The organism is Acidimicrobiales bacterium (assembly GCA_035316325.1).
Lineage (GTDB): Bacteria > Actinomycetota > Acidimicrobiia > Acidimicrobiales > VFJN01 > DASXTK01.
The window spans coordinates 1-26,736 of record DATHJB010000161.1 but is presented as its reverse complement, the minus strand read 5'-3'; the positions used below and the strand labels follow the sequence as shown (position 1 = coordinate 26,736).

Sequence of the window (26,736 nt, the reverse complement as noted above, 5' to 3'; positions counted from 1 at the left end):
GAGGAAGTCGAGGATCGCCATGCGAGCGGGGTGGGCGACGGTCCGGATCACGTCGGGGTCGTCCATCCGTGCCGACGATGTGAAATCCATCTTTCGAAAATGCTCTTTCAGATCTGCCGTGTCAAGGGCCGGTTGCGCGCCACGCCTGTCCTCTAGGGTCGCTGCATGCCGACCCGCGCTGGCGACCGCCGACGGGCGCGGGCGGTGGCGGCGGCCGGTCTGCACCAAGCCTCGGTCGCAGGCCGGGAGCTCTCGCTCGATCTGCGGATCTGGGAGCTGGCGGGAGCGGACCCGGTCACCTGGTCGGGGGGCGACGGCGAGTCCGATGTCGAGTCCGACCTGCCCCTGGTGTTGGAGCGCGCCACGTCCGAGTCGCTCCGCAAGGCGAACGGCCTCCACGTCACCCCGCCCTGGCTGGCCGACCACCTGGTGGCCCGGGCCTTCGCCGCCACCGCTGACGACGGCGCGGTGTCGAGCAGGTGGGCCGTGTGTGATCCCGCGTGTGGGGGTGGGGCCTTTCTGTTGGCGGCGGCTCGGGGATTGGAGCGGCGCGGGTTTTCGCGGCCGGTCGTGGTGCGGGAGCTGGTGTGGGGTGCCGACGTCGACCCGGTGGGGCTGGCGGCGGCGGAGCTGGCGTTGGCGTTGTGGGCGGGGGAGGCGCCGCCGCCGGGTCGGTTGGTGGTGGGCGATGCGTTGGGTCGGGGTCGGGGTCTGTGGCGTGACGCTCCGGCGGACGGCTTCGCCGCCGTGGTCGGCAACCCGCCGTTCCTGAGCCAGCTGGGTCGGGCGACCACCCGGTCGGCGGCGGCGGCCGAGCGCCTGCGTCGCCGTTACGGCGATGCCGTGCGGCCCTACACCGACGCCGCCTGGCTCTTCCTGCTCCTGGGCTGCGACCTGGTGCGTCCTGGTGGGGCGGTGACGATGGTGCAGCCCCTGTCGGTGGTCGCCGCCCGCGACGCCGCTGCTGTCCGCTCGGCCCTCACCGACCGAGCCGACCTGCGGGAGCTGTGGGTCGAGGACCGCTCCCGTCCCGCCTTCGCCGCCGCCGTCCAGGTGTGTGCGCCGTTGTTGTCCTCCCGGTCGGCGGTGTTGCCGATGGCCCCTCCGAACGGCGAGCGGGTGTGGGCGGACCGGCTTGCCGACGCCGTCGGGGCGCCGCGGGTGGTGTTGGACGAGGCGTTCTCGGGGCGGCTGGGGGAGCTGGCCGACGTCGCCGCCGGGTTCCGGGACGAGTACTACGGGCTGGTCCCGCTGGTGCGGGAGGCGAGCGACGGGAGCGACGGCAGCGTCGCCGGGGAGGCTCCGCTCGTCACGACGGGTGCGGTCGACTGGGGGCGCAGCGGGTGGGGCGAGCGTCCGGTCCGGTACGCCAAGCGGTCGTGGAAGGCGCCGGTGGTCGACCTGGCCGGGCTCGCGGGCCTCGATCCGGGTGTCTCGTCGACCCGGGCCGTCCGTCGTTGGATCGAGCGGACGTCGGGACCGAAGCTGCTGGTCGCCAACCAGACCCGGGTGGTGGAGCTGGCCGTCGACCGGGCAGGCGCGTGGGTGCCGTCGGTGCCGACGCTGGCCGTCGTGCCCTACGACCCCGGCGACCTGTGGCTGATCGCGGCGGCGGTCGGCTCACCGACGGCGACCGCCTGGTTGTGGCGCCGGGCGCCGGGCACCGCCCTCAGCCGTGACGCTCTGAAGATCGCACCGCGGGACCTGGCCGACCTGCCGCTGCCGTCCGACCGAGTTGCCTGGGAGGCGGCGGCTGCCGCGCTCGACGCCTACGTCGCCTGTCCCGCCGACGATGCCTTCGCGGCCTACGTCGAGGCGGCCGCGGCGGCCTACGGAGCACCGGCGGACCTGGTCGCCTGGTGGCGTGCCCGACTACCGCTGCGAATCGACTCGACTCCGCCCGCCTAGGTCCCACTAGTCTGGCCGCTGACATCAGGAGTGGCTCGCCGCCGTCAAGGTGAGCCCGGCAACCTGGTTCGGACAGCCAAGGTGCCTCCCGGTTCGCCGGGGATGCGGTTCCCCAGGAGGGGAGCAACCAATTGTCCGGGGGCTCACCCCAGGCGCCACAGCTGTCCGACCCGCGATCAGCGACCCACGACAGCGATGACCCCCACCACAGCCTCCCACCACCCCTCAACCCACCCACCCGACCCACCTCCCCGGTGTCGGCCCCACCCGGCGCGCCTGGGTCAGCTGGCCCGCCCGGTCCAGCCTGCCGGCGCGGCTGGGCGGGTTCGTCCGGTCCGGGTGGCTGGCGTGGGGGGATGTATGCCATGACCGAGCCGTTCGGATCGTTGCGGAGGGCCCATGCCAGCACGCTGCCGGTGACGGGGGCGTGGCGGCCGGGGGATCCGGTCGGTGCGCGGCGCTTCCTGGCGCTGGCGCCCGGGCGGCCGTTCGCCCTCGAGGGCGGTGGCCTGCTGCACGGCGGCGTCGTCGCCTACGAGACCTGGGGCACGCTGACCCCCGAGCGCGACAACGCCATCCTGGTGTGCCACGCGCTGACCGGCGACAGTCACGCCAGCGGCAACCTCGTGCCCGGCCATCCCACGCCGGGATGGTGGAACGGCTTCGTCGGGCCCGGCCAGGCGATCGACACGGACCGCTACTTCGTGGTGTGCGTCAACGTGATCGGCGGTGCCCAGGGCTCGACGGGTCCGGCGTCGCCCCATCCGGACGACGGGCGGCCGTGGGCCTCGCGCTTCCCCGTGGTGTCGATCCGGGACATGGTGCGGACCCAGGCCGCGGTGGCCGACCACCTGGGCATCGGTGTCTGGGCTGCCGTCGTCGGCGGGTCGATGGGCGGCATGCAGGCGCTGGAGTGGGGCGTGATGTACCCGGACCGGATGCGGTCGCTGATCGCGATCGCCACGGCCGCGGCGGCGAGCGCCCACCAGATCGGTTGGTGGAGCAGCGGGCGGCGGGCGATCCGTCTCGATCCCCGCTGGCGGGGCGGTGACTACTACGACGCCGAGCCGGGCGACGGTCCCCACGAGGGTCTGGGTACTGCCCGGATGATGTCGATGATGACCTTCCGCAGCGACGACGTCTTCAACGCCCGCTTCGGGCGGGAGGTGGTCGAGCCGATCGACGGCTTCACGTTGTGGCAGCGGTTCCAGGTGGAGCGCTACATCGAGTACCAGGGCGACAAGCTGGTGCGGCGCTTCGACGCCAACAGCTACCTGCTGCTGACCAAGGCGATGGACCTCCACGACCTGGCCCGGGGGCGGGGCGGCATGGTCGCGGCCTTCGCCCGGTTGCAGGCACCGCTCCTGGCGGTCGGGGTGAACAGCGACATCCTCTACCCGGCGCACCAGGCACGGGAGATCGCCGCGCTGGCCGGCGAGGCCGGCGTCCGTGCCGAGTACGTCGAGCTGGACAGCCCGCACGGACACGACGCGTTCCTGATCGAGTTGGCGGCGCTGGGCGACATCGTGACCAAGTTCCTGGCGAACACGGAGGAGGGGTGATGGGCGACAGCGAAGAGCAGGGGAGCACCATCGACGTCGGCGACGACGACGGCATGGACCCCTCGTGGCGCCTCGAGACGCGGGCCGTGCGGGCCGGCCGCGAGTGGAGCGGTGCCTCGTTGGCGCCGGTGCTGTTCCCGTCGACCACCTACGAGGTGGAGCACGTCGAGGAGCACGCCGTCATGGCCGGCCAGACTCGGCCGACCCACTACTACTCGCGCTTCGGCAGCCCGACCGTGCGCGACTTCGAGAGCGCGGTCGCGGCGTTGGAGGGGGCGGAGGCGGCGCTTGCCTTCGGCTCGGGCATGGCCGCGATCACGGCCGTGGTGCTGGGGCTCTGCTCGTCGGGCGACCACATCGTGGCGCAGCGTCAGGTGTTCTCGGCGACGTCGACCCTCTTCCTGGCCCACTGCCCCCGCTTCGGCATCGACGTCACGATCGTCGACGGCACCTCCACCGACGAGTTCGTCGCGGCTGTGCAGCCGGGACGCACCCAGGTGGTGTTCGTGGAGACGCCCGGCAACCCGGCGCTGTCGTTGACCGACATCGCCGCGGTGTCGGCGATCCCGGGACCGTTCACCGTGGTCGACTCGACCTTCGCGACGCCGGTGGTGCAACGACCGCTGGACCAGGGCGCCGACCTGGTGATGCATGCGGCGACGAAGGGGATCGCCGGCCACAACGACGCCCTGCTCGGCGTGCTCGCCGGCAGCCGGGAGCTGATCGACACAGTGTGGGCGTGGCATCTGGTGCAGGGTGGTCAGGCGTCGCCGTTCGACGCGTGGAACGGGTTGCGCGGCATCCGGACGTTGTCGGCACGGGTCCACCAGCAGTGCACCACCGCGCTGGCGTTGGCGGAGGCGTTGGAGGCCCACGACGCCGTGGCGTCCGTGAGCTACCCGGGCCTCGACTCCCATCCTCAGCGTGAGCTCGCCAAGCGCCAGATGGACCTGGGCGGCACGGTGCTCACGGTGGAGCTGGCGGGAGGCGGCGAGGCCGCACGCCGGTTCTGCGACGCCTGCCGGGTGGCCCGCATCGCGCTGTCGCTCGGAGGGCCCGAGACGCTGCTGACGCACCCGGCCACGATCGTCGGTCACCTGACGCCTGAGGAGCGGGTGGCGCTCGGGGTGGAGGACGGGATGGTCCGCATCTCGGTGGGGCTGGAACACGTGGACGACCTGCTCGCCGACGTGCAGCAGGCGCTCGCCTCGGTCTAGGCCCGGCTGGGTGCGTGGGGTCGCCTACCATCGCCCCGGTGCGCGACCGTAAACTGCCGCCCACATGACCGAGGGCACATCGTCGAGGGCGGGCTCGCAACAACACATCGTGCGGCGTGCTCTGGCCCTCGCCAGCTCGTTGCTTCTCGTGTCGGCTTGGCTCGGGTCGTCGTTCGTCGCTCCCGCCGAGGCCGAGCCATCGACGGCGGCTGCACCTTTGGGGCCGGCGCAGCAGCCCTGCTTCTCCATACCGCCGGACTGCCCGACGACTACGACCTCGACCACGACGACCACGACCCGGCCGCAGCCGACTCCGACCCCGACGCCTCAACCCACCCCGGAGCCCACGCCCACGCCGACGCCGGAGCCCACGGCCGAGCCGACGCCGCCGCCGGAGGAAGAAGAGCCCACCCCGGAGCCTGAAGAGGAGCCGGAGGAGGTCGTCGAGACCTCGGCGCCGGAACCCACGACCGGGCCGCTCGTGACGACGTTGAACCTGTTGAAGCGCGGCAACGGCGTCCCGGGATCGGAGACGGCGCAGGCGCCCACGGAGGAAGAGGTCGAAGCGACCGGCGCCAGCGACGAGGACCGGGTGATCTGGATGATCATCGCCGGCCTCGGCGCCGTGGCTCTGCTGGTGGCCCTCCTGACGTGGCGGTACTGGCTGCTGACCCGACCGGGCCTGGACCTGTCGGACGACGACCCCGACGACGGCGGCGGCTACGACGGCGGTGGCGGCTTCTACGGAGGACCGCCACCCCCGGCCGACCCGTACGCGACCGCCGCGGCGCCGCACGCCCCCGACGTGAACCCCGCGACCACCGGCATGCCCCCGGCGCCGGCCGCGGGTTGGCAGGACCCCCCGCCATCGCGCCAGCGGCCGCCACGGGGCGAGCGCTCGGCGCCTCCCGAGGGTGGCCGCGGCGACGGCGCCCGACGGGCCCGCCAACCTCGCGGACCCGAGCCCGACCCCTTCGTCCAGGAGGGCGGCCCGCCCAGTGGTGGGCAGCGCGGCCGGGGAGGACGTGGCCGGCGCGGGGCCGACCGGTTCGGTTGGGAAGAGGCTGGCGACGAGCCACCTCGCCAGCCTCCGCCCGGAAGAGGTGAGCCGGGGCCGCCTCGTCGGCGCCCCGACGGGCGAACCGTGCGCGACACCGACGCCTGGGGTCGCAACCAGCGGGGTTGACCGGGTCGTCAGGAACGCGCCGACACCCGGTGTACGGTGCGCCCCATGGGCGACTCGCTTGACGTCGAAGCCATGATCGGGCGCTACCGGGACCGCGCCCAGGCCGTGCGCAACCGCCCCCTCCCGCCCGTGGCGGGCGAGGAGCGCATGCGCTTCATCCGGCAGGCCGAGCTCGACTACCAGGACTTCGCCTTGATCGGCGATGCCGCGGCGGCGGTCGAGGACGGCTTCCTGGTGTTGCGCGTCGACCTGCGACCGCCTGACGCGCGGGACGCGTCTGAATCGCCGGCTGAGTGACATAGAGGTACGTTGACACGAACACATGTTCGTGTCAACGTACCTACGTGACCTTGACATGGCAGCCGTCGCTCCTCGACGCGATCGAACCTGACTTCGACCCGGCCTTCGCCTCCGCCGATCGCCGCGACCTCGGCAGCGGTGCCTGGCTCGAGGTCGTCCCCGGCTGGGTCGAGGGCGCCGATGCGCTGCTGGCGAAGGTCCTGTCGACGGCGTCGTGGAGCGAGCACGAGCGCCCGATGTACGACAAGGTCGTGGTCGAGCCCCGGCTCACCACCGGTCTCTGGTTCGACCCGCCGTCGCCGATCGGCGAGATGGCCGATGCCCTCACCGAACGGTTCGACCACGACCTCTGCAAGGTCTCGGCCAACCTCTATCGCGACGGGCGCGACAGCGTCGCCTGGCACGGCGACCGCGTGGGGCGCACTCGTGACGACACGGTCGTGGCGATCCTGTCGCTCGGCAGCGCCCGGCGCTTCCTGTTGCGCCCGGCTGCCGGTGGCGAGTCGCTCCGGCTGAACCCGGCGCCGGGCGACCTGGTGGTGCTCGGCGGCACCGCCCAGACCACCTGGCAGCACTCCATCCCCAAGGTGGCCCAGGCCGGTGCCCGGGTCAGCGTGATGTTCAGGGAGGCCTACTGAGCCGTGCCAGGCTGTCGGCGTGGAGAGCTCGACCGATGACGGCGACACAACCGAACGGCTGGCGAAGGCGATCGCGGCGATCGATGCAGCCAACGCCGACGACCCCTTCACGCTGGTCCTGGACGGCATCGAGCGGCCGAAGGAGCTCCTGCACGCCGAGCTGATGACCGAGTGGGTGCAACGCCTCGACCCGGCGGCGACACCGGAGCAGTTGATCGCGGCCCGTGCCCATCATCTGCGACGTTGGGCGTTGCCCCGTGAGGACTATCCCGAGGGTCGTGCGGGATACCTGCGCTGGCGCACCACGCTCAAGCGTCGGCACGCCGAGGAGGTCGGAACCATCCTCGAGGGGGTGGGCTACGGCCCCGAGTCGATCGAGCGGGTCCAGCGGATCGTCCGCAAAGAGGGCCTGGGTCGCGACCCTCAGGTCCAGGTGCACGAGGACGCTCTGTGCCTGGTGTTCCTGCAGACGCAGCTCGACGACGTGGCCGGTCAGCTCGGCGACGAGAAGTCGGTCGACGTGCTCCGGAAGACGGCTCGCAAGATGAGCGAGCAGGGTCTGGCCGCTGCCGCAGAGCTGCCGTACAGCCCCACCGGACGGCGGTTGCTGGAAGCCGCCCTCGCCGACGACACCTGAGCCGATCAGTGCCCGCCGCCGCGCATACCGTGGCGTTCGTACAGCTCGGGGCACTCCGCGAGGTGCACTAGCTTGATACGACCTCAAGGCCCTGCCGCCGCCGAGCAGCGCCTGGGCGCAGAATCCCATAACAGGAGGGCGCGGTGAGCGACCAGACACCCGACGACGCCAGTTGGAAGACGCCACCAACGGGCGACGAGGCGACCACGGGCGACTCGGACGATGCGCCGCCGCCGCCCCCGCCGCCGCCTCCTCCGGGTGCTGACACGCCCGCGCCTCCGCCGGAGGAGGGCGCCGTCCCGCCTCCGCCTCCGCCTCCTGTGTACTTCAACTCGGGGGACTTCCCCGCGGCGCCGAGCACCGCAGCCGCGGTCACCGGACCCGACTGGCAGACCGCGCTGCCGCCCCCGCCGCCTGGCGAAGCTGCCAGCGGTGAGTGGCAGGCGACGCCGCCTGCCACCGACGCGTGGAACCTCCCGGCGCCGCCACCTCCGCCCGAGGCTGCCCCGGTGAGCGGCTGGCCGACGGCGCCGCCTCCCGCAGAAGGCGGCGAGTCGTGGAGCACCCCGGCTGCACCCGAGCCCGGCGGCGCTCCAGCGGGCGGAGACTCGTGGAACGCTCCTGCTCCGCCCGCCCCCGGCTCGGCTGAGGCCGCGAGCGGCGACTCGTGGAACATCCCGCCGGCTGTTCCGGCCCCAGCTCCGACGGACGCGGCAAGCGGTGATTCGTGGAACGCTCCCGCTCCGGCTGCCCCAGCCGCAGGTTCGGTCGACACCCCCGTTCCCGCTCCTGCCAGCGGCGAGTCGTGGCCGACGCCGGTGCCGCCGGCTGACGCCGGTACCGCTGCGACGTGGCCCGGCGGTGACGCGGGCGCACCTGCTCCCGCGGCGCCGGAGGGTGTTCCGGCCGGCGACGTGCCCTGGCAGGTGCCGAACCCCACGCCGCCGTGGCCCACGTCGGGCCCCGAAGCCGCCGCCGCTGGCACCGTCGCCCCGCCGCCGGCGCCGCCCGGCCCCGGCTGGCCTGCGGCACCCGCACCCGGCGTGCCCGCCGGCTATCCGCCGCCCGCCCCGCCCTACGGAGCGCCACCGGCTCCTCCCGGCGTCCCGCCGTACGGGGCTCCGTCCCCGAGTCAGCCCGGCTACCCCGGCGGCCAGGTGATGGGCCCGCCTCCCGGTCCGCCGGTGTACGACCCCAACGGCGTGGGCCACACGGTCGGCCGGCTCGGTTCGGGGGCGAAGCGGGCCGGCAAGGTGTCGTTCGCGGTCCTCGGTGCGTTGCTCGAGGCCGAGGACGTCGTCGAGATCCTCGTGCAGGGCAAGCTCCGGGGCGTCCCCGGCGTCGCGGCGCTGGTCGGGTCGAAGCTGGTCTTCGTCAACGAGCGGTCGTGGAAGCCCGACGTCGTCGTGTTGCCCCTCACGCCCACGGTGCAGGTGCAGGGCTGGCAGGACGATCGCAGCGCCACGGTGCTGGTGGCCGACGGCGACCGTCAGGAGGTGGTCGAGCGGATCCCCGACCGGCTCCTCGCCGTCGAGTTCGCCCAGCGTGTGCGGGATCGGGTGGTCGCGATCGCCGCCCAGCCGGCTGCCGAGTAGCTCGATCCGGGAGGGTCCCGGCCGATCGGTGTACCTGACCCGGCCGGGACTCTTGCTAAGGTGAGCGGCTCACGCGGACGTGGCTCAGCTGGTAGAGCATCACCTTGCCAAGGTGAGGGTCGCGGGTTCGAATCCCGTCGTCCGCTCCACATCGCAGAGGCCCCGGGCTCTGGTCCGGGGCCTTCTCGCGTCCGGCCAGGGATGACGGAACCCGCCGGTCGGTCGTCGGTCGTCAGGCGTCGAAGCGGTCGCCGGGGCTCACGTCGGGCGCCCCGGACGGCGAGGCCGTGCGCGACGGCCGCCCCGATCGTGAGGAGGGCGCCGCAGATCCGGGGTCCGACGGTGCCGCCACGACCACGGCGGCAACATGCCGGGCGGGGGAGGAGGCATCGGCGGCCACGGTGCCGGCCCCGGTGGCGGTGGCCCGGGGTAGGCGCCCGGACCTGGGCGGGAGTCTGGGTTGCGGACTGAGGCAAGGATATGGTTGCCTAAGGCTATGAGTAGCGACGAGGGGCTCGTGGCGGCGGTGCGGTCGTTCAGCCGGAGCTACACCAGCTGGATCGGGGCGCTCGACGAGGGGCTGCTCGACACGCCCTACTCCCTCACGGAGTCACGGGTGCTGTTCGAGCTGGCGCAGCGGGAGGCCACCGACGTCACGGCTCTGCGCCGCACGATCGGGGTCGACGGCGGCTACCTCAGCCGCATCCTCGCCCGCTTCGCCGCCGACGCCCTGATCGCCCGCTCGCGCTCCGAGGCCGACGGGCGCCGTCAGGTCGTCCGCCTCACCGACCAGGGCCGCGCCGCCGCCGAGATGCTCGACCGTCGCTCCCGACAACAGCTCGAGGGCCTGCTCGCCGCCTTCGACGACCAGCAGCAGCGCCAACTCACCACCGCGATGGCCACCGTCGAGCAGATCCTGGCCGGCGGTCGCCCCGACGCCGTCACCCTCCGCCCGATGGGGTCCGGCGACTACGGCTGGGTGGTCCAGCGTCACGGTCTCCTCTACGCCGGCGAGTACCGCTGGAACGAGAGCTTCGAGGCCCTGGTCGCCCGGGTCGTGGCCGACTACGTCGACCAGCGCCACCACGACCCCAAGCGCGTCGCCGCCTGGGTCGCCGAGGTGGACGGCAAGCCCGTCGGCTCGATCTTCTGCATGCGCAAGGACGAGCGGACGGCCCAGCTGCGCCTGCTGCTGGTCGAGCCGACTGCCCGGGGCCTCGGCGTCGGCCGCCGCCTGGTGGACGAGTGCATCCGGTTCGCCCGCGACACCGGCGACGAGACGCTGGTGCTGTGGACCAACGACGTGCTGGTCGAAGCCCGCCGGATCTACGAGCGGGCCGGCTTCACCCTCGTCGACGAGGAGCCGCACCACAGCTTCGGCCACGACCTGGTCGGCCAGAACTGGACCCTGCCGCTCGCCACCTGAGCGCCCTCAACCCTCAACCTCAACCCTCAACCTCAACTCTCAACCTGGCAGGTGGGAGCGGTCGTTCCACAGGGTGATCGACGGGATCTGGTGCTCCCAACCCAACACGCAGATCGAGGCGGGGCCCAACGTCACATGGGCGCCGAAGGCAGGGGCCAGGCCCAGCCAGCGGGCGGTGAACACCCGCAGCAGGTGACCGTGGGCGAACACCGCCGCCCGCCCGGGGACACCATCCCGGATCTCCGCGATCACCCGGTCGACCCGGGCGGCCACCTCGTCGGCCGTCTCGCCGCCGAGCACGCCGTCGGACCACAGCAGCCACCCCGGCCGCTCCACCCGGATCTCCGCGGTGGTGAGCCCCTCGTAGGCGCCGTAGTCCCACTCCCGCAGGTCGTCGCGCACCTCGGCGTTGCCACCGAGCCCCGCCAGCCGGCACGTCTCGGCCGCCCGGGCCAACGGGCTGGTCAGCACCAGGTCGAACGTCGCTCCGGCCAGCCGCTTGCCCAGCGCCAGCGCCTCCTGCCGCCCGGCGTCGGTCAACGGCACGTCGGTGTTGCCGGTGTGGCGCCGGGAGAGCGTCCATTCCGTCTCGCCGTGGCGGACGAGCGTCACCGAGGGGTGGTGCGTGCCGGGCATCCGAGAATGATGCCCGGGCCCGAGCAGACCCGCGCGTATCGTCCAACGAAATGAGAGCCGTGGTGCAGAGGGTCGAGCGGGCGAGCGTCACCGTCGACGGCGAGGTGGTCGGCGCCATCGGGCCCGGGCTGCTGGCCTTCGTGGGCGTCACGCACGACGACGACGCCACCCACGCCCGCAAGCTGGCCGGCAAGATCGCCCACCTCCGGGTGTTCGACGACGAGGCCGGTGTCATGAACCGGTCGCTGCGAGACACGGCCGGCGGGGTGCTGGTGGTCAGCCAGTTCACCCTCTACGGCGACACCAGCCGGGGCCGCCGTCCGTCGTGGGTCGAGGCGGCCCGACCGGAACAGGCCGAGCCGCTGGTCGAGGCGGTGGTCCAGGAGCTCCGGGCCCTTGGCGTCGCCACCGAGACCGGCGTGTTCCGCGCCGACATGTCGGTCGAGCTCGTGAACGACGGACCGGTGACACTTCTCCTCGAAACGTGACGGTGCGCTCACGCGACGGGCTGACGGCCAACTAGGTTGGAGCGCATGGGGCCGCCCGTCGGCGGAGGGCATGTGAGAGACGTGACGCAACAGGATCTCGAGCGGGAGGTCGGCATTCGCCGCCGGCTGATGGACGCGGCGAAGCACGTCTTCCTCGAGGACGGGCCCCGTGACGCCGACCTCGCGAAGATCGCCGAGCGTGCCGACGTCGAGCTCGACACCCTGCTGGCGCTGTACCCCGACCGCTACGACCTCATGACCAAGCTGGTCACCCGGCTGTACACGTCGGCCTTCCCCTTCGAGGGCGGTTGGCGGCACCGCAGCGGCCTGGCGGCGTTCCTGCGGGCCTACCTGCACCGCCAGCAGCGGCCGGAGGTGCGCCTCGTGTGGCACATCGGCGACCTGCTGGCGCCCCGCCACCCGGACCGCGTCGACGCCGCCTACTGGCACCTGGCCGGGGAGCTGGAGCTGCGCCTCCTCGATGCGGGGCTGGCCGACGACACGGCCCACGAGTGCTCCCTGGTGCTGACCCCGGCGCTGATGCTGGTGGCCCGCCGCGCCGCGTTCGACCTGACGACGCAGGCCGAGCTGCGCGACTTCGTGGCGGCGGCGTGCCGGCTGGTGCAGAGCGCCGGCGCTCCGAAGACCCCGTAGGCGAGGGGCGTCCGGGCGCCGGCGCGCCTGCGGGCATCACGAGTCGCAGGTCGTGGGCGACCTCGACGTCGCTGACCCTGTGGGTACCGGTGCGCGACGGCACTCGGATTTTGCGTCCGTGGCCTAGTATCTGACACTGCGTCAGAAACCAGACGACGAGCCAGAGGAGGGGCCATGGCCGGAACGGTGCGGCTGGAGGTCGACGGCCCGATCGCCACGATCACCAACGACAACCCCGAGAAGCACAACGCCTTCGACGACACCATGGACGCCCAGCTCTTCGCCGTCGTGGCCGAGCTGTGCGAGCGGCCCGACGTCCGGGCGGTGGTGTGGCGGGGCGAGGGGAAGTCGTTCTCCTCGGGCCGAGATGTCGGTTCGATCGGCAACCTCAAGGTCGACCTGACCCACCACGAGCTGATGCGCCGGGCCCACCACGCCATCCAGCGGCTCTGGGAGCTGGACGCCCCGGTGATCGTGGCCTGCAAGGGCTGGGTGATGGGCGGCTCGTTCCAGCGAGCGCTGCTGTGCGACGTGCGCATCGCCGCCGAGGGCACCCGCTTCCGCCTCCCCGAGCTGGGCCACGGCGTGATCCCCGACACCGGCGGCGTCGGCGTCCTCTACGAGATGTGCGGGCACGGGGTCGTGAGCGACTTGGTGCTCACCGGGCGGGTGATGGAGGCCGACGAGGCGCTGGGGCACGGCATCGTCAGCCGTGTCGTGCCGGCGGACGACCTCGACGCCACCGCCCGCGAGATGGCCGAGCGGATCGCCGCGGCGCCGGCGGTGAGCGTGAAGATGGCTCGGGCGGTGATCCGGCATCTGGCCGAGCCGCAGATCCGCACGTCGATGGACGACGAGATGATCTACCAGACGTTCGTCAACCGCAGCGACGACTTCGCCGAGCTCAAGGCCGCCCGCACCGAGGGCCGCGAGCCCCGCTTCACCGGCTCATGAGCACCGACGACCGGGACCCCCACGACGACCGCGACGGCGACGGCGACCGTGGGCCGCTCATCGGGCTGCCGGCGCCGCCACCCGTCGGGGCGTCGGCGTTGCCGGCGGGGACGTTCGACGGCACGGTGGTGGTGGTGACCGGAGGTGGGACCGGGCTCGGCAAGGCCATCGCGCTGGAGTTCGGCCGCCTCGGCGCCCGGCTGGTGATCGCCAGCCGCAAGGAGGAGCACCTCGCCGCCGGCCGAGAAGCGCTGCAGGACCTGGGCGCGGACGTCGTCACCCAGCGCTGCGACATCCGTGAGGCCGACGACGTCGCTGCCCTCTTCGACGCCGCCGAGCAGGCCTTCGGGCTCCCTGGGGTGCTGGTCAACAACGCCGCGGCCAACTTCCCGGTGCCCGCCGAGGACATGTCGCCCAACGCCTGGCGCACGGTGGTCGACATCACGCTCACCGGCACCTTCCTGTGCAGCCGTGAGTTCGGCCGCCGCCACCTCGCGGCCCGGACCCCGGGCTCGATCGTGAACATCGCCGCCAGCTACGCCTGGACCGGGGGCCCCGGTTTCGCCCACAGCGCCGCCGCCAAGGCCGGGGTGAAGAACCTCACCGAGACGCTGGCCGTCGAGTGGGGCCCCTACGGCATCCAGGTGAACGCCCTGGTGCCGGGCCTGTTCCCCCACGAGGACATGACCGCCGACATCCAGGCCAACCTCGACGGCAGCACCGCGGCGAGCGACCACGACGCCCGGCAGCCGGCGCTGCGGGTCGGGCACCGCCAGGAGCTCGGCTGGGCGGCGACGTTCCTGGCCTCGCCGTACGCCCGGTTCGTCTCCGGCCACACCCTGGTGGTCGACGGCGCCAACTGGCAGCGCCGTGCGCTCGCCAACCCGCCGGTCGTCGCGGTCCGCGAGCAGATGGGCCGACCACCCTTCGGCGAGTCCGGTTAGCGAGCGCCACTCCCGGTCGGGCGGCGGTGCGGTTAGCGGGCGCGGGCCGCGATGCGGCGCAGCGGCGGCAGGGTCGGTGGGGGCTGCTGGCGGGGCGGGAGCTCGGCGAGCAGGTGCTCCGTGATGTGGGCGATCTGGTGGACGGCCTTCTCGAACGCGGCCTCGGTGTGCGCCGACGTCTTCTGCACGCCGCTCACCTTGCGCACGAACTGCCGCGCGGCCGCCTCGACCTCCTCACTGGTCGCCGACGGCTCCAGGCCTCGCAGGGTCGTGATGTTCCGGCACATGGACGCCAGGCTAGCGATGGGTCTGCCGGGGGAGGGCGGGCCATCTATGCTCCTCCGGGCGTTTGGGGGGCCTCCCGATCGCCGCCGCGCACCACGACGACGCCACTCGGGGAGAGGTTGGTCCATGGCCAGCTCCACAACGGTCGAGACGAACGGCTCGGGCGCCACGCGCTCCGGGCGGGGCTACCACCTCGAGATCCTGCTGGTGAGCTTCGCCGCCCTGCTGCTGGAGATCAGCTACACCCGGATCGTCTCGTTCAAGCTCTTCTACTACTACACGTACCTGGTGATCGGCCTGGCGCTCCTGGGCATCGGCGCCGGCGGCGTGCTGGTGGCGGTGTCGGGTCGGCTCAAGCGGGCCAGCACCGACGCCATCCTCCTGTGGGGCCTGCTGGTGGGCGCGGCGAGCGTCGGCGTGGGCTACGTGGTGATCGCCAAGCTGCCGATCGCCACCAACGACATCTGGGACTACGGCACCGGCTCGTCGTTCGAGAACCTCGGCAAGCTGCTGGTGATCTGCCTGATGCTGTTCGCGTCGTTCGTGGCGGTGGGCGTGATGATCGCCACGCTGTTCGGCCGGCGCTCCGACGACATCGGCCGCCTCTACTTCGCCGACCTCCTGGGCGCCGGCGTGGCCTGCGGCATCGTGGTGTTCCTGGCCGGGTGGATCGGCCCGCCGGCGATCATCTTCCTGGCCGGCGCGACGTTGGCGGCCGCCGGCCTGTGGACCGCGGCCCGGTTGGTCCTGGCCGCCCGGCCGTCCGGAGCCGCGGGGCCCAACGCGGGCGTGGCTCTGGGAGCGGTGCTCGTGCTGGTGATGCTCGGCGGCGTGGTGTTCCACAGCCGGCTGCCCGACCCGACGGTCGACTCCAGCAAGCCCGAGCGCCTCGGCATCCTCAGCAAGGACTGGAGCCCGGTGTTCCGGGTGGACGTCACCGACTGGGACGACCGCCACCTGCTCTACCACGACGGCCTGCTGGGCTCGAACATCTACCGCTTCGACGACGACATCGAGACCACCGGCGAGCGGCTCCACTTCGACACCAACGACCGCCGCCTGCCGTTCGAGGTCCTGCAGGCGCCGCCCGACGACGTGATGATCATCGGCGCCGCCGGCGGCCACGAGATCCTCGCCTCGCTCTACTTCGACGCCGCCCACATCGACGCGATCGAGCTGAACCCGGTCACCCACTCGCTGGTCACCGGCAGGTTCGCCGACTACGCCGGCAACATCGCCGACGACCCGAAGGTCAACTACGTCAACGGCGACGGTCGCTCGTTCCTGGCCCGCAGCGACAGCAAGTACGACCTGGTGTGGTATCCGGCGCCCGACAGCTACTCGGCGTCGAACGCCGCCAGCGCCGGGGCGTTCGTGCTGTCGGAGAGCTACCTCTACACCAGCGAGACGATCGTCGAGAGCCTCGAGCACCTCACCGACGACGGGATCCTGGCGGCGCAGTTCGGCGAGTTCAACTACGCCGAGAAGTCGAACCGCACCACCCGCTACGTCAGCACCGTGCGCCACGCCCTCGACGAGCTGGGCATCGACGACCCGTCGGGACACGTGCTGGTGGCGACGCAGGACAACGTCGGCGCGAGCGTGGCGTCGACCGTGCTGGTGAAGCGCACGCCGTTCACCCAGGCCGAGATCGACCGCTTCGGCGGCATGGCGGCGCAGTTCACCGCCGACGCCCCGGCCGACCCGGAGACCGGGGGCAAGCCGCAGACGACCGTGCAGTACGCGCCCGGTGGCGGCGCCGACGCCAACCTGAACAGCGTGCTCACCCTGTCCGACGACGACCTGGCGCAGTGGTACGACGACTACGCCTACGACGTCACGCCCATCACCGACGACGGGCCGTTCTTCTGGCACTTCGCCCGCTTCGGCGACGTCGTCCGCAACATCGGCGACCCGATCGACATCTGGGACACCGAGGACGCCACCGGCGAGCGCGTCCTGCTGCTCCTGCTCGTGATCGCCGGGGTCTTCGCCGCGGTGTTCCTGCTGCTGCCGTTCCTGGCGATGAAGGACACCTGGCGGGCGCTGCCCCGGAAGGGCACCTCGGCGGTGTACTTCGTCGCGCTGGGCCTGGGCTTCATGTTCTTCGAGGTGACGCTGATCCAGCGCCTCATCCTGTTCCTCGGCTACCCGACCTACTCGCTGACGGTGACGCTGGCGTCGATCCTGCTGTTCACCGGCGTGGGCGCCTACCTCACCGAGCGTTACAAGCAGCGCACCGACCTGGCGTTGAAGGTGCTGCTGCCCGCGATCGTGGTGCTGACGGTCGGTTACCTGTACGGCCTGCCGGCGCTGACGGACGGGCTGCTGGGCTGGCCGCTGGCGCCCCGTGTGCTGGTGGCGTTCCTGGTGCTGGCGCCGCTGGGGCTGTGCCTGGGGGCGTTCATGCCGCTCGGGCTGGGCGCCGTGGCCGGGCTCACCGAGCACAAGAGCGAGTACGTGGCCTGGGGCTGGGCGGTGAACGGCTTCGCCTCGGTGATCGGCTCCGTGGTCACGACGCTGGCCGCGATGATGTTCGGCTTCCGAATTGTGCTGATCGCAGGCCTTTTGGTCTATGTTGTCGCCCTCGCCGCACTGCGGAGCCTGACCCGGACGAGTCCGGAGACGGCTGGCGGCGAGACAGCGGGAACTGAAGAGAACGACGAGGCTGCGGACCCGGTGACGATCGTCCCGGTGGGCGGCTGAGCCGCAGCCCGAGGCGTCCCCGGCACCTGACCGCCTCTAGGTGCCGGGACGACGAAGCGGGGAGGCCCTCGGGCCTCCCCGCTTCACCAAACGTCGGAAAAGATCCGTCTCGGTCTGCTGCTACCAGGCGGGACCACCCCTGGCAACCGAAGCGACGGTGGCTGGATGAACTCCACCGGTGGTCCGACTGCCGCCTCAGCGGCCAGCCACCTCCAGGGTCCCCGATTTACCGTCATTCATGTGTTGGACCACCTCCCTTCTCTGGTGCGAGCACGCTATCAACGCCCCCCAGCGGATGCAGTCGGTTTTCCGGTGGGGGCGGGACGAGGGTCGTATGATGCGCGCCGCTCGGCCGCGTTTCGTAGCGGGACGAGCACCAACGCGGTCGTCGGATCGCGACGACCGTGCCGAACGGAGGAGGGGCCGTTGGAGGCACTGAAGAAGAACACGGTCGGCTATGCCATCGCCGCGCTCGGGGCGCTCGTCGCCCTCGCCGGCGGTCTGGCCGACACGCTGGGGATCGGCGCCGAGGGCGCCGACGGACTGGGGGGCAAGCAGCTCGCGCTGCTGCTGGTGGGTCTGGTGATCATCGCGGCCGGCCTGGCCGTGGTGTTCCTCGCAGGTCAGGAGGGCGAGTCCGGCGAGACGACGAGCGCGGCCACGGCTGCCGACGTCGTCGCCGACGAGCCTGACGACACGCTGGAGACGGAGAGCGAGACGGAGTCGGCGGACGCCGACTGAATCGGGGACCTTGGGCAGATCCGACCCGTTTCGGGCCCGATCTGCCCAAGCCTCGGAGCGGCCGACGAGCTCCTACGAGACCTGGGAGCGGCCGCGGCTGGTGACGAGAGCCCGGCGGGCCTCGATCTCGGCCGGGTCGACCTGGTCGTTGCGCCACTCCTTGGCCGCCGCGGTCTCGAGGTCCCAGGCCTCGGCGTCGGTGGCGTAGGCGGCCTCGGCATAGGTCCGCAGGATGCGCCGGGCGGAGACCTGGTCGTTCGACACCACGTCGGCCGCCAGCTTCCGGCAGAACGGCAGCAGGTCGTCGTGCGGCACCACGTGGTTGACCAGGCCCCAGGCGAGCGCGGTGGCGGCGTCGAGGAAGTTGCCGGTGAGCGACATCTCCCGCGCCCGGCGCACCCCGACCGCCTGCGGCAGCAGCACGGTCAGGCCCCAGTCCGGCATGATCCCGACGCGGGCGTGGGTGTCGGCGAAGCTGGCCCGCTCGGAGGCGACGAGCAGGTCGCAGCGCAGCGCCACCTCGAACCCGCCGGTGATGGCCGGCCCGTTCACCGCCCCGATCACCGGCTTCGACATCGCCGGGAACGGGCCCCGGTCGGCCGGGCGACGCGGCGTGTCGACCGGCAGGGCCTCCTGGCCGGCGGTCGGCGAGCTGCCCAGCTCCTTGAGGTCGAGGCCGGCACAGAAGGCCGGGTCGCTGCCGGTGAGGATCACCACGTCGACGGCGTCGTCGGTGTCGAGCGTCCGCAGTCCCTCGTTCAGGGCGCGCCGCAGGTCACGGTTCAGCGCGTTGCGGGAGCGGGGTCGGTTGAGGGTCACCGTGGCCACCCGGTCGGCGACCTCCACCAGCAGCACGTCGTCGTCCGTCATGGCCGACACCCTAAGCCCGGGGTGCCCGGGAACTTCCGCTGGACTTATGTTCCTGGGAGTAAGGTGCTTGCACGCGGTCTGCAAGCACAGGATCCGGGGGGTTTCTGGGATGACTACCAACGACGGCACCGTCGGTCGGTACTTGGGTTGGTTCCTCGTCGCGCTCTCTCTGGGCGCAGGCGTGATCCACTTCGCCCACGCGGGCGAGCACTTCGACCTCACCTGGTACCACGGCACGTTCTTCGCCGTGGTCGCCTGGCTGCAGCTGAGCTGGGCGGCCGCCGTGATCGTGCGGCCTACCCGGAACCTGCTGCTGGTGGGCGTGCTGGGCAACGTCGTGGTGATCGGGACGTGGGTCGTCTCGCGCACCACCGGCATGCCCTTCGGCCCCGGGAAGAACGTGGCCGAGGACATCGCCCTGTCCGATGCCCTGGCAACCGGCTTCGAGGCCGGGATCGTGCTGGTGGCGCTGGTCGTGCTGCTGAAGCCCGCGCTGGCCCAGCAGTCGCTGCGCCCGGCGCTCGGGCTGGGCGGCTTCGGCATCGCCGGCACGGCCGTGGCGATCGTGTCGACGATCGCGCTCACGCCCTCGTTCGCCGCCGAGCACTCGCACGGCGAGGCCGACGGCCACGGGGCCGCAGCCGACGCAAGTGGCCACGACCACGCCGCCATGGAGGGCACGGCAGCCGCGGAGGGCACGGAGCACGTCGAGGGCCACACCGACGTGATGATCATGGCGGACGGCACGTCGGCCTGCGAGCAGGCGGGGGTGTCCAGCGAGGGCAACTCGGGTCACGGCCACCGGGGACCGGTCGCCGTGACGCCGCTCACCGCCGAGCAGCGCGTCGAGTTCCGGGCGCAGGTCGAGCAGTCCGAGGTCCCGGTCCAGAAGTACGCGACCGTGAAGGATGCCGAGGCTGCCGGCTGGCGCCGCATCACCCCCTACGTGCCCTGCATCGCCGCCCACTACATCAACAACGACGCGCTGCGGAACCCGTTCGACCCGACCGAGCCCGAGATCCTGCTCTACGACGGCACCGACCCCGACAGTCAGATCGTGGGCCTGAGCTACCTGCAGTTCTCCGACGGGCCGCCCGAGGGCTTCGTGGGCGAGAACGACCCATGGCACGTCCACGAGTCGCTCTGCATCGGGGCCGGCGGCGTGCTCGGGGACACCAGCACCACCGACGAGGACTGCGCCGAGCGGGGTGGCCGCAACATCCCGCTGGGGAACCTCTGGATGACCCACATGTGGAACGTCCCGGGCTGGGACAGCTACTGGGGCCTCTTCAGCTCCGAGCACCCCGACCTGGGCGGCTCCATGGGCAACATCAACGGTTGACGGGTCAGCGCCCGAGGCGTCGCTTCACCTGACCGGCGACCTGGCGCGCCGACCGCGTCCGGCGGGGCGGCGTGGCCAGGTCCTCCAGGTCGGCGTCGGTCAGCTCGACGGCTGCCGCGGCCACGTTCTCCTCCAGGTGGGGCACCGACTTGGTGCCCGGGATGGGCAGCACCTGCGGTGAGCGGGCCAGCAGCCAGGCCAGGCCGACCTGCATCGGGGTCGCGGAGTGGCGCTCGGCCACCTTGGCCAGCGCGGCGCCCCGGAGCCCGCGGCCGCCTACCGGCGCCCAGGGGATGAAGGCGAAGCCGAGCTCGTCGGCCAGGTCGACCACCGGGTCGGAGGAGCGGTCGTCGACGTTGTAGCGGTTCTGCACCGACACGATCGGCGTGAGCGCCGACGCCTGGCGGACCTCGTCGACGTCGACGTTGGACAGGCCGATGTGGCGGATCTTCCCCTCGGCCTGCAGCTCCACCAGGGTGCCGACGGAGTCCTCGAACGGCACCGCGGGGTCGGGCCGGTGGAACTGGTACAGATCGATCTGCTCGACGCCGAGGCGGCGGAGGCTGCCCTCGCAGGCCGCCCGGAGGTGCTCGGGGCGACCGTCGGGCCGCCAGAGGTTGGGCCCGTCGCGCAGGAGGCCGGCCTTGGTGGCGATCACCGGGCGGTCGGCCGAGCCGCCGTAGGCCTCGCCGATCAGCTCCTCGCTCACGTCGGGGCCGTACGAGTCGGCGGTGTCGACGAAGTCGACGCCCAGCTCGACGGCCCGGCGCAGCACGGCGACGGCGCCGTCACGGTCGGCCGGCGGGCCCCAGATGCCGTCGCCGGTGATGCGCATGGCGCCGTAGCCGAGGCGGTTGACGGTCAGGTCGTCGGCGAGCGTGATCGTGCCGGCGGCGCCGGCGGGGGAGAGGTCGGTCATGACGTCACATGTCCTGTCAGTCGGTTCAGGCGGGTCAGTCGGTGTCGTGGCGGGGCCGGCCGCGGGCGCGCTTGGTCTCGGACCGGTGGCGCTTGCCGGTGAGGCGACGCTCCCGGGCCCCGGCGCTGGGCTTGGTGGGGCGGCGGGGCCGCTCCTGGTGGAGGCCCTCGGCCAGGCGTCGCCGCAGCCGGTCGAGCGCCACGGCCCGGTTCCGGGTCTGCGAGCGCTCGTCGCCGGACGCCACCCGCACCACCGGGCCGACCCGGGCCAGCAGCCGGTTCCGCTGGCCCTCGGTGAGGCTCGGCGAGCCGGCGACGTCGAAGCTGGCCTCCACCCGGGTGCGCGCCCGGTTGGCGTGCTGGCCGCCGGGGCCGCCCGACACGTCGTAGCGCCAGTCGATCTCCGCGAGCGGGATCACGCACGTGGCGTCGACCCGCAGCACCTCCTCCATCGGGACAGCATGCCCGACGCGGCGGCGTGACCGGTCAGGGGATGGTGGTGGTGCCGCCGCCGAGCAGGGGGCCCAGCAGGCCGCCGGTGAGGTCCTCGACGGCGCCCAGCACCTCGACCGTCTTCACGTCGATCACCTTGTCGCCCTGGCGCAGCGTGATCGTGGCCCCCGCGTCCTGGCCGGCGGTGTCGAGCACCAGGCCGATGTCGGCGTCGGTGAGGTCGTCGAGCGCACACGACACCTCCTGGCCGCCGTTGAGGAGGTCGCAGATCTCGGGCAGGCCGACATCGAGAGCGGTCGCCCCGGTGCCCAGCTTGACCGAGAGGCTGAGGTCGAGCACCTCGAGGTCGACGTCGGCGATGGTGGTGCCGGTGTCGGCCGCCTCGTCGCCGGCGCCGACGCCGATGGTCAGCTCGCTGCGGTCCTCGCCGGGGCTGCAGAGGGCGTCGACGTCGAGGTCGATGTCGGGTGCGGCGTCGCCGAGCGCGTTCAGCGCCGGCACGTCGACGTCGAGGCTCGCCAGCGGCGACTTGGCGTCGTCGGTCGCGGCGTCTTCGGCGGTGTCGGCGTCGCCCTCAGCGCCTTCGTCGTCGGTCGACACCTCGGGGCAGGGCTGCTCCTGGCGCGCTGCGGCGACCGAGGGCGGCGGGCTCGCCGGGGGGGCCGTGGTCGTGGGGGCGACGGTGGTGTCGGGGGAGACCTCGGGGTTCTGGGTGAGCATCGCCACCTCGGGGGTCTTGTCCTCCCCGGCGACGTAGGCGCCCAGCCCGGCCAGGCCGACCAGCAGGCCGGTGGCCGCGGCCAGTCCGCCGGCGGCGGTGCCGGCCTCCTTGAACCAGGCCAGCGTGCCGAGGGTGCGGCGGGCGAGGTGGGCACCGGTCTCGGCGGCCGCGGTGAGCGCACCCCCGCCTCCGGCACTTGCGGCCCCGGCAGCCCCGGCGGCGCCCGCCGTGGCGGCACCGACCTTGGCGGCGATGAGCGAGGCGGGGAACAGCGGCACCACCGACCGCACCAGCAGCGAGTTGACCTCGTTGAGCTCCACCACCAGGTTCTGGCAGGAGGGGCAGTGGTCGAGGTGGCGCTGGGTGGCGGCCCGCTCGCGGCGGCTCTGTCCCTCGCGCACGTAGGCGCCGAGGAGCGACCGGTGGGGCTCGCACTGTGGCCGGGCCCACGTCTGCAGGTGCGCCTGGAGGAACGCCTGGCGCAGCTGCTCCCGGGCCCGGTAGGCCAGCGCGGAGACGGCGTTGGCCGAGACGCCCAGCAGCGGCGCCAGCTCGCGGGGGTGCCGGCCCTCGACGGCCGTGTACCACAGCACCGCCTGCCAGCGGTCGGGGAGCGACTCGAAGGCCTTGGTGATCAGCTCCCGGTCCTCGGTGTCGAGCGGTGGCTCGCTGGCGGCCGCGGCGACGGCTTCGGGGACGTCCTCCAGGCTCTCGTCCTTGGGGCGCTCGGAGTGGTCGGCCGCCAGCCGCCGCATCGTCACCAGGAGGTAGGCGCGGAACGCGTCGGTGGGGCCGCTACCGCGGCGCACCGCGGCGAAGACCTTCTCGAACGCCTCGTTGACCAGATCGTCGGGGTCGCCTGGACACCGGTACGTCAGCGCCACCCGCCGGGCGACCGCCCGGTGACGCACGAAAAGCTCAGTGAACGCCGCCTCGTCGCCCCTGCGAACCTGCTCGAGTAGCTCCACGTCAGATAGTGCTGTGATCGCCGTGACGCTAGCCACGTGAGGTTTCGGTGCAAGAGGGTTGGGCGTTCTTTTGCGGGACGACGCAGAATTGCGGCATGGGGGAACGATGGGGTTCGTGGATGGTGTGTGCCGCGCTGACGGTGGCGGTGGCGGCGTGCTCGTCCGACGACGGCGACACGGCGGACAGCGACGACGCGGACCGTGCGACGCCGGCGGAGGTGGCGCCCGCGCCGTCGGCCGGCTGCGGGGATGCCGACGCCGTCACGGGTGAGGGGAAGGTCACGCTCCAGTCCGGTGGCGTCGAACGCTGGTACCTCCGGCACGTGCCGCCGGCCCACGACGGGTCCACCCCGGTGCCGGTGGTGGTCGACCTCCACGGCTACACCGAGGGCGCCGACGTCCACGCCGTCCACTCGCAGCTGGGGCCGTTCGGCGACGAGCAGGGTTTCATGACCCTCACACCCCAGGGCGCCGGGGTCGTGCCCATGTGGCAGGCGGCGCCGGGCTCGGACGATGTCGCCTTCGTCGGCGACATGCTCGACCAGGTGGAGTCCGACCTGTGCGTCGACACGGCGCGGGTGTTCGTCACCGGGCTGTCGAACGGGGCGATGATGACGTCGGTGCTGGCCTGCGACCTGGCCGACCGCTTCGCCGCCGCGGCACCGGTCGCCGGGGTCACCGCCGTCGCCGACTGCGACCCGGCCCGCCCGGTGCCGGTGGTCGCCTTCCACGGCACCGAGGATCCGTTCCTCGACTACGACGGCGGCTTCGGCCCCGGCGTCGCCAACCTCCCGACACCCGACGGCGAGGGCACCCTGGGGGAGACCCCGCCACCGGAGACCGACGCGGTGTCCGTGCCGGACGTCCTCGCGGCGTGGGCCGACCGCAACGGCTGCGAGGCGGGGGAGGAGCCGACCCGGGAGTCGATCGCCGAGGACGTCACGCTCCTGGCGTCCGACTGCCCCGAGGGCGCTGAGGTGCAGCTCTACCGCGTCGAGGGCGGCGGCCACACCTGGCCCGGCGCCGAGATGCTGAGGGGCGCCACCGACGTCGTCGGCCTCACCACCTTCTCGATCTCCGCCAACCAGGTCATGTGGGACTTCTTCGCCGCCCACCCGCTCCCTACGCCGCCAGAGCGGAGCCCATGAGGTCGAGGAAGTTGTCGCTGTAGAAGCGGCGGCGGACGTCGTCCGGGGCGTCGCCGAGGGAGGCCTCGAAGCGCTCGATGGGACGGCGGCCGCCCTCGACGTGGGGGTAGTCCGACGAGAACAGGCACACCTCGGGGCCGGCCTGGGCGATGATCCAGCCCACGTCCTCGGTGGGGTAGGGGGTGAACCGGACCTGCCGGCGCACGTACTCGGACGGGCGCAGCGACAGCGCCTGCAGCCGCTCCTCGTGGCGGGCGAAGGCCTCGAACGCCGACTCCATCTGCCGCAGCCACGACGGCACCCAGATGGCGCCCTGCTCGATCACCCCGATGCGGAGCGAGGGGAACCGCTCCAGCACGCCGTCGAAGATCATCGTGGCCAGCGTCTGCGCCGGCGGGCCGGGGATGCCCATGTAGTCGACCGAGCGGAAGTTCTCCTCGCCGCCGTGGAAGTCGGCCGGGATCGGCAGGCCGTTGCGGAAGTAGTTGCCGTCGATCAGGTCGCCGGTGCCGCCGACGTGGAACACCACCGGGATCCCCGCCTCCGCCGCCCGGGCCCACACGGGGTCGAGGGCGATGTGGCTGGGGGAGTGCCCGGGCGGGCAGCCGGAGGCGACCAGCAGCGCCGCCGCCCCCTGCGCGATCGCCTCGTCGGCCATCGCCGCCGCCCGGTCGAAGTCGACCAGCGGCACGTAGCACGACGGCAGCAGCCGCTCGTCGACCGAGCAGAACTCGACCATCCCCCGGTTGTGCGCCCGGGCCGTGCCGTAGGCCAGGTCGACGTCGCCGGCGTGCTCCCAGTCGTGCAGGCGCCGGTTGTGGAAGGTGTTGAACACCAGCTGGCTGGAGAAGCCGAGCAGGTCGAGGGCCCGGGGCCGGTCGTCGGCCACGAACGCCCCGGTGGCGGCGAAGTTCTTCCGTTGCATGATCTGCGTGGCCTCGTCGGCCGTGTACTCCGGAGAGGCGTGCTTGCGGGCCAGGCGGTCGAACGCGGCGTCGAGGTCGCGCAGCTGCTCGGCGGGATCGCCGGTCTGTCGCAGCTCGTTGCCGCTCGTGTAGCGCAGCGGCGCGATGCGGTCGCGCAGCCCCGGGTCGGCGTGGTCACGGAGCCAGGTGGGTGTCTCCATGATGTGGGCGTCGGCGTCGTGGACCACCCGGCCGGCCTCGGCGTTGTACGGCATCGCTGTCCCCCTCTGCGCTGCACTCTTGATGCGAGCGTATTATGCGGCTCCCCCCTGTGAGGAGACCATGGCAACGTCGTCCACCAAGGAGCGCCTGATCGAGGCGGCCGAACGGCTCTTCGCCGAGCAGGGCATCGACGCGGTCAGCCTCCGGGAGATCAACCGGGCGTCGGGCGCTCGCAACGCCATCGCCGTGCAGTACCACTTCTCCGACCGGGCCGGTGTGGTGCGGGCGATCCTCGACAAGCACATGCCCGACGTCGAGTCCCGCCGGCACGCCATGCTCGACCAGTACGAGGCCGAGCGCGACGCCGAGCCGGACAGCGACGCCCGGGAGGCGCAGATCCGCACGCTGGCCGCGGCCCTGGTGCGCCCGCTGGCCGCCAAGCTGGCCGACGCCGACGGCGGCCCCGCCTTCCTCCAGATCTACGCCGACCTGCTCAACCGGCCGAACCCCCACATGACGCCGTCCGCGTTCGAGCCGGGGTCCGACAGCTTCCAGCGCTGGCGGCGGCTCGCCAAGCCGCTGGTCGACGAGACCGCGGTCCGCCTGCACCGGCGCTTCACCTCGCTGCTCCACGCCGCGGTGGAGCTGGGACGTCGGGCCCGCTCGGGCCCCCACCCCGACGACCGGCTGTTCACCAGCTGGCTGATCGACGTGGTGGCGGCGATCCTGGCCGCCCCGGTCTCCCCGGAGACCCGCCGCCTCACGGACGAGCGGGACCGTCGCGGCGGCGCTTAGCGCCTCGGGCGATCTCGGTGCCGAGGGCATCGAGGCGCTGCTCCCAGAAGCGGCGGAAGGGTGCCAGCCAGGCGTCGACGTCCTGCAGGGGAGCGGCCAGCAGCGAGTAGAGCCGGCGGGGGCCGTCGGCGCGCACGGTGACGAACCCGGCCTCCCGCAGCACCCGCAGATGCTGCGAGACGCCGGGCTGCGAGATCCCGAACTCGCGGCGGATGGCGTCGGTGATGTCGCCGGAGCTGCGCTCGTCGTCCACAAGCAGCTCCAGGACTCGTCGCCGCACGGGGTCGCCCAGGACGTCGAAGGCGTGCACTAACTCTCCGAGGGCTCCTCGCCCAGGTAGGCGGCGAGGGTGGCCGCGCCCTGGGCCCGGGCCGTGTCCTCGGGGACGCCGGCGGCGATGTCGGCCTCCGTCCAGGCCTCGCCGCTGCGGCGCATGAAGTCCCTGCCCTCCGGGGTCGCCAGCAGCTCGGCCTCGTCGGCCTTCGGCTGTTCGGGGTTGGCGATGTACCAGTCGAGG

The 26,736-nt window shown here is 72.6% G+C and carries 27 protein-coding genes, 1 tRNA gene and 1 riboswitch; of the genes, 19 read left to right on the top strand and 9 right to left on the bottom strand.

Going from position 1 to position 26,736, the window contains the following annotated elements; genetic code table 11:
* The first annotated feature begins 165 nt into the window (after positions 1–165).
* The 10 genes from VK611_21175 to VK611_21130 all read left to right on the top strand — a co-directional run bounded on the left by VK611_21175 (position 166) and on the right by VK611_21130 (position 10,469).
* Positions 166–1,908, top strand: a complete 1,743-nt coding sequence (locus VK611_21175; GenBank protein ID HMG43858.1) for an N-6 DNA methylase — start codon at positions 166–168, stop codon at positions 1,906–1,908.
* A 16-nt stretch (positions 1,909–1,924) separates the two neighbouring features.
* Positions 1,925–2,049: riboswitch (SAM-I-IV-variant riboswitch) on the top strand.
* A 224-nt stretch (positions 2,050–2,273) separates the two neighbouring features.
* Complete coding sequence (locus tag VK611_21170) at positions 2,274–3,470, top strand: homoserine O-acetyltransferase (protein ID HMG43857.1); 1,197 nt, start codon at positions 2,274–2,276, stop codon at positions 3,468–3,470.
* Positions 3,470–4,687, top strand: a complete 1,218-nt coding sequence (locus VK611_21165) for a PLP-dependent aspartate aminotransferase family protein (protein ID HMG43856.1) — start codon at positions 3,470–3,472, stop codon at positions 4,685–4,687. Before VK611_21170 ends, VK611_21165 begins: the two co-directional genes overlap by 1 nt.
* Before the next feature lie 64 nt (positions 4,688–4,751).
* Entirely contained in the window at positions 4,752–5,873 is a 1,122-nt protein-coding gene (locus tag VK611_21160; protein HMG43855.1) for a hypothetical protein, read from the top strand.
* Positions 5,874–5,918: 45 nt separating this feature from the next.
* Positions 5,919–6,170 carry a hypothetical protein gene (locus VK611_21155; GenBank protein HMG43854.1) on the top strand — a complete coding sequence of 84 codons (252 nt, stop codon included), beginning with the start codon at positions 5,919–5,921 and terminating at the stop codon, positions 6,168–6,170.
* Between the two features lie 47 nt (positions 6,171–6,217).
* Positions 6,218–6,811, top strand: coding sequence for an alpha-ketoglutarate-dependent dioxygenase AlkB (locus VK611_21150; protein ID HMG43853.1), 594 nt, complete (start codon positions 6,218–6,220; stop codon positions 6,809–6,811).
* Positions 6,812–6,830: 19 nt separating this feature from the next.
* Complete coding sequence (locus VK611_21145) at positions 6,831–7,448, top strand: DUF4202 domain-containing protein (GenBank protein HMG43852.1); 618 nt, start codon at positions 6,831–6,833, stop codon at positions 7,446–7,448.
* A gap of 143 nt (positions 7,449–7,591) precedes the next feature.
* Entirely contained in the window at positions 7,592–9,043 is a 1,452-nt protein-coding gene (locus VK611_21140) for a hypothetical protein (protein HMG43851.1), read from the top strand.
* Positions 9,044–9,116: 73 nt separating this feature from the next.
* A tRNA-Gly gene (locus VK611_21135) sits at positions 9,117–9,192 on the top strand.
* 347 nt (positions 9,193–9,539) lie between these two features.
* The gene (locus tag VK611_21130) at positions 9,540–10,469 is read left to right on the top strand and encodes a helix-turn-helix domain-containing GNAT family N-acetyltransferase (protein ID HMG43850.1); all 930 of its coding nucleotides are present in this window, start codon (positions 9,540–9,542) and stop codon (positions 10,467–10,469) included.
* Positions 10,470–10,508: 39 nt separating this feature from the next.
* Here the strand turns inward: VK611_21130 and VK611_21125 are convergent, their stop codons facing one another.
* Positions 10,509–11,105 carry a histidine phosphatase family protein gene (locus VK611_21125; protein HMG43849.1) on the bottom strand — a complete coding sequence of 199 codons (597 nt, stop codon included), beginning with the start codon at positions 11,103–11,105 and terminating at the stop codon, positions 10,509–10,511.
* Between the two features lie 50 nt (positions 11,106–11,155).
* On the opposite strand from VK611_21125, the gene dtd reads away from it, so the two are divergent.
* From dtd to VK611_21105, 4 genes are all read left to right on the top strand, one after another.
* Positions 11,156–11,593: a D-aminoacyl-tRNA deacylase gene (gene dtd / locus VK611_21120; GenBank protein HMG43848.1), complete on the top strand. Its 438-nt coding sequence runs from the start codon at positions 11,156–11,158 to the stop codon at positions 11,591–11,593.
* Positions 11,594–11,674: 81 nt separating this feature from the next.
* On the top strand, positions 11,675–12,247 hold the full coding sequence (locus tag VK611_21115) for a TetR/AcrR family transcriptional regulator (GenBank protein ID HMG43847.1): 573 nt from the start codon (positions 11,675–11,677) through the stop codon (positions 12,245–12,247).
* 174 nt (positions 12,248–12,421) lie between these two features.
* Positions 12,422–13,201: an enoyl-CoA hydratase/isomerase family protein gene (locus VK611_21110; GenBank protein ID HMG43846.1), complete on the top strand. Its 780-nt coding sequence runs from the start codon at positions 12,422–12,424 to the stop codon at positions 13,199–13,201.
* On the top strand, positions 13,198–14,145 hold the full coding sequence (locus VK611_21105) for an SDR family oxidoreductase (GenBank protein ID HMG43845.1): 948 nt from the start codon (positions 13,198–13,200) through the stop codon (positions 14,143–14,145). The genes VK611_21110 and VK611_21105 overlap by 4 nt, the downstream gene beginning before the upstream one ends.
* Before the next feature lie 32 nt (positions 14,146–14,177).
* On the opposite strand, the gene VK611_21100 is transcribed toward VK611_21105, so the two are convergent.
* Positions 14,178–14,432 (bottom strand): DUF2277 domain-containing protein, encoded by a 255-nt coding sequence (locus VK611_21100; protein ID HMG43844.1) that lies wholly within the window; start codon positions 14,430–14,432, stop codon positions 14,178–14,180.
* A gap of 124 nt (positions 14,433–14,556) precedes the next feature.
* Between VK611_21100 and VK611_21095 the strand changes: the two genes are divergently transcribed.
* Both VK611_21095 and VK611_21090 read left to right on the top strand, forming a co-directional pair.
* On the top strand, positions 14,557–17,136 hold the full coding sequence (locus VK611_21095; protein HMG43843.1) for a hypothetical protein: 2,580 nt from the start codon (positions 14,557–14,559) through the stop codon (positions 17,134–17,136).
* A 426-nt stretch (positions 17,137–17,562) separates the two neighbouring features.
* Complete coding sequence (locus tag VK611_21090) at positions 17,563–17,877, top strand: hypothetical protein (protein ID HMG43842.1); 315 nt, start codon at positions 17,563–17,565, stop codon at positions 17,875–17,877.
* A gap of 72 nt (positions 17,878–17,949) precedes the next feature.
* On the opposite strand, the gene VK611_21085 is transcribed toward VK611_21090, so the two are convergent.
* A complete protein-coding gene (locus VK611_21085) occupies positions 17,950–18,747 on the bottom strand; it encodes an enoyl-CoA hydratase (GenBank protein HMG43841.1) in 798 nt (265 codons plus the stop codon).
* A 109-nt stretch (positions 18,748–18,856) separates the two neighbouring features.
* Between VK611_21085 and VK611_21080 the strand changes: the two genes are divergently transcribed.
* A complete protein-coding gene (locus VK611_21080; protein ID HMG43840.1) occupies positions 18,857–20,089 on the top strand; it encodes a hypothetical protein in 1,233 nt (410 codons plus the stop codon).
* Positions 20,090–20,093: 4 nt separating this feature from the next.
* Here VK611_21080 and VK611_21075 read toward each other — a convergent pair whose 3' ends face one another.
* The 3 genes from VK611_21075 to VK611_21065 are packed head-to-tail and all read right to left on the bottom strand — an operon-like array spanning position 20,094 to position 23,149.
* The gene (locus VK611_21075) at positions 20,094–21,008 is read right to left on the bottom strand and encodes an aldo/keto reductase (protein HMG43839.1); all 915 of its coding nucleotides are present in this window, start codon (positions 21,006–21,008) and stop codon (positions 20,094–20,096) included.
* A gap of 34 nt (positions 21,009–21,042) precedes the next feature.
* On the bottom strand, positions 21,043–21,459 hold the full coding sequence (gene arfB, locus VK611_21070) for an alternative ribosome rescue aminoacyl-tRNA hydrolase ArfB (protein HMG43838.1): 417 nt from the start codon (positions 21,457–21,459) through the stop codon (positions 21,043–21,045).
* Between the two features lie 34 nt (positions 21,460–21,493).
* Positions 21,494–23,149 carry a sigma-70 family RNA polymerase sigma factor gene (locus VK611_21065; protein HMG43837.1) on the bottom strand — a complete coding sequence of 552 codons (1,656 nt, stop codon included), beginning with the start codon at positions 23,147–23,149 and terminating at the stop codon, positions 21,494–21,496.
* A 95-nt stretch (positions 23,150–23,244) separates the two neighbouring features.
* Between VK611_21065 and VK611_21060 the strand changes: the two genes are divergently transcribed.
* Complete coding sequence (locus tag VK611_21060) at positions 23,245–24,297, top strand: PHB depolymerase family esterase (GenBank protein ID HMG43836.1); 1,053 nt, start codon at positions 23,245–23,247, stop codon at positions 24,295–24,297.
* On the opposite strand, the gene VK611_21055 is transcribed toward VK611_21060, so the two are convergent.
* Positions 24,272–25,477: an amidohydrolase family protein gene (locus VK611_21055; GenBank protein ID HMG43835.1), complete on the bottom strand. Its 1,206-nt coding sequence runs from the start codon at positions 25,475–25,477 to the stop codon at positions 24,272–24,274. The two genes, VK611_21060 and VK611_21055, sit on opposite strands and share 26 nt — an antisense overlap.
* A 67-nt stretch (positions 25,478–25,544) precedes the next feature.
* Between VK611_21055 and VK611_21050 the strand changes: the two genes are divergently transcribed.
* A complete protein-coding gene (locus tag VK611_21050; protein HMG43834.1) occupies positions 25,545–26,219 on the top strand; it encodes a helix-turn-helix domain-containing protein in 675 nt (224 codons plus the stop codon).
* On the opposite strand, the gene VK611_21045 is transcribed toward VK611_21050, so the two are convergent.
* Both VK611_21045 and VK611_21040 read right to left on the bottom strand, forming a co-directional pair.
* Positions 26,185–26,529 (bottom strand): metalloregulator ArsR/SmtB family transcription factor, encoded by a 345-nt coding sequence (locus tag VK611_21045; protein ID HMG43833.1) that lies wholly within the window; start codon positions 26,527–26,529, stop codon positions 26,185–26,187. The two genes, VK611_21050 and VK611_21045, sit on opposite strands and share 35 nt — an antisense overlap.
* Positions 26,529–26,736, bottom strand: a 208-nt coding sequence (locus tag VK611_21040) for a hypothetical protein (protein HMG43832.1), incomplete at its 5' end; no start/stop codon positions are given. The genes VK611_21040 and VK611_21045, both read right to left, overlap by 1 nt.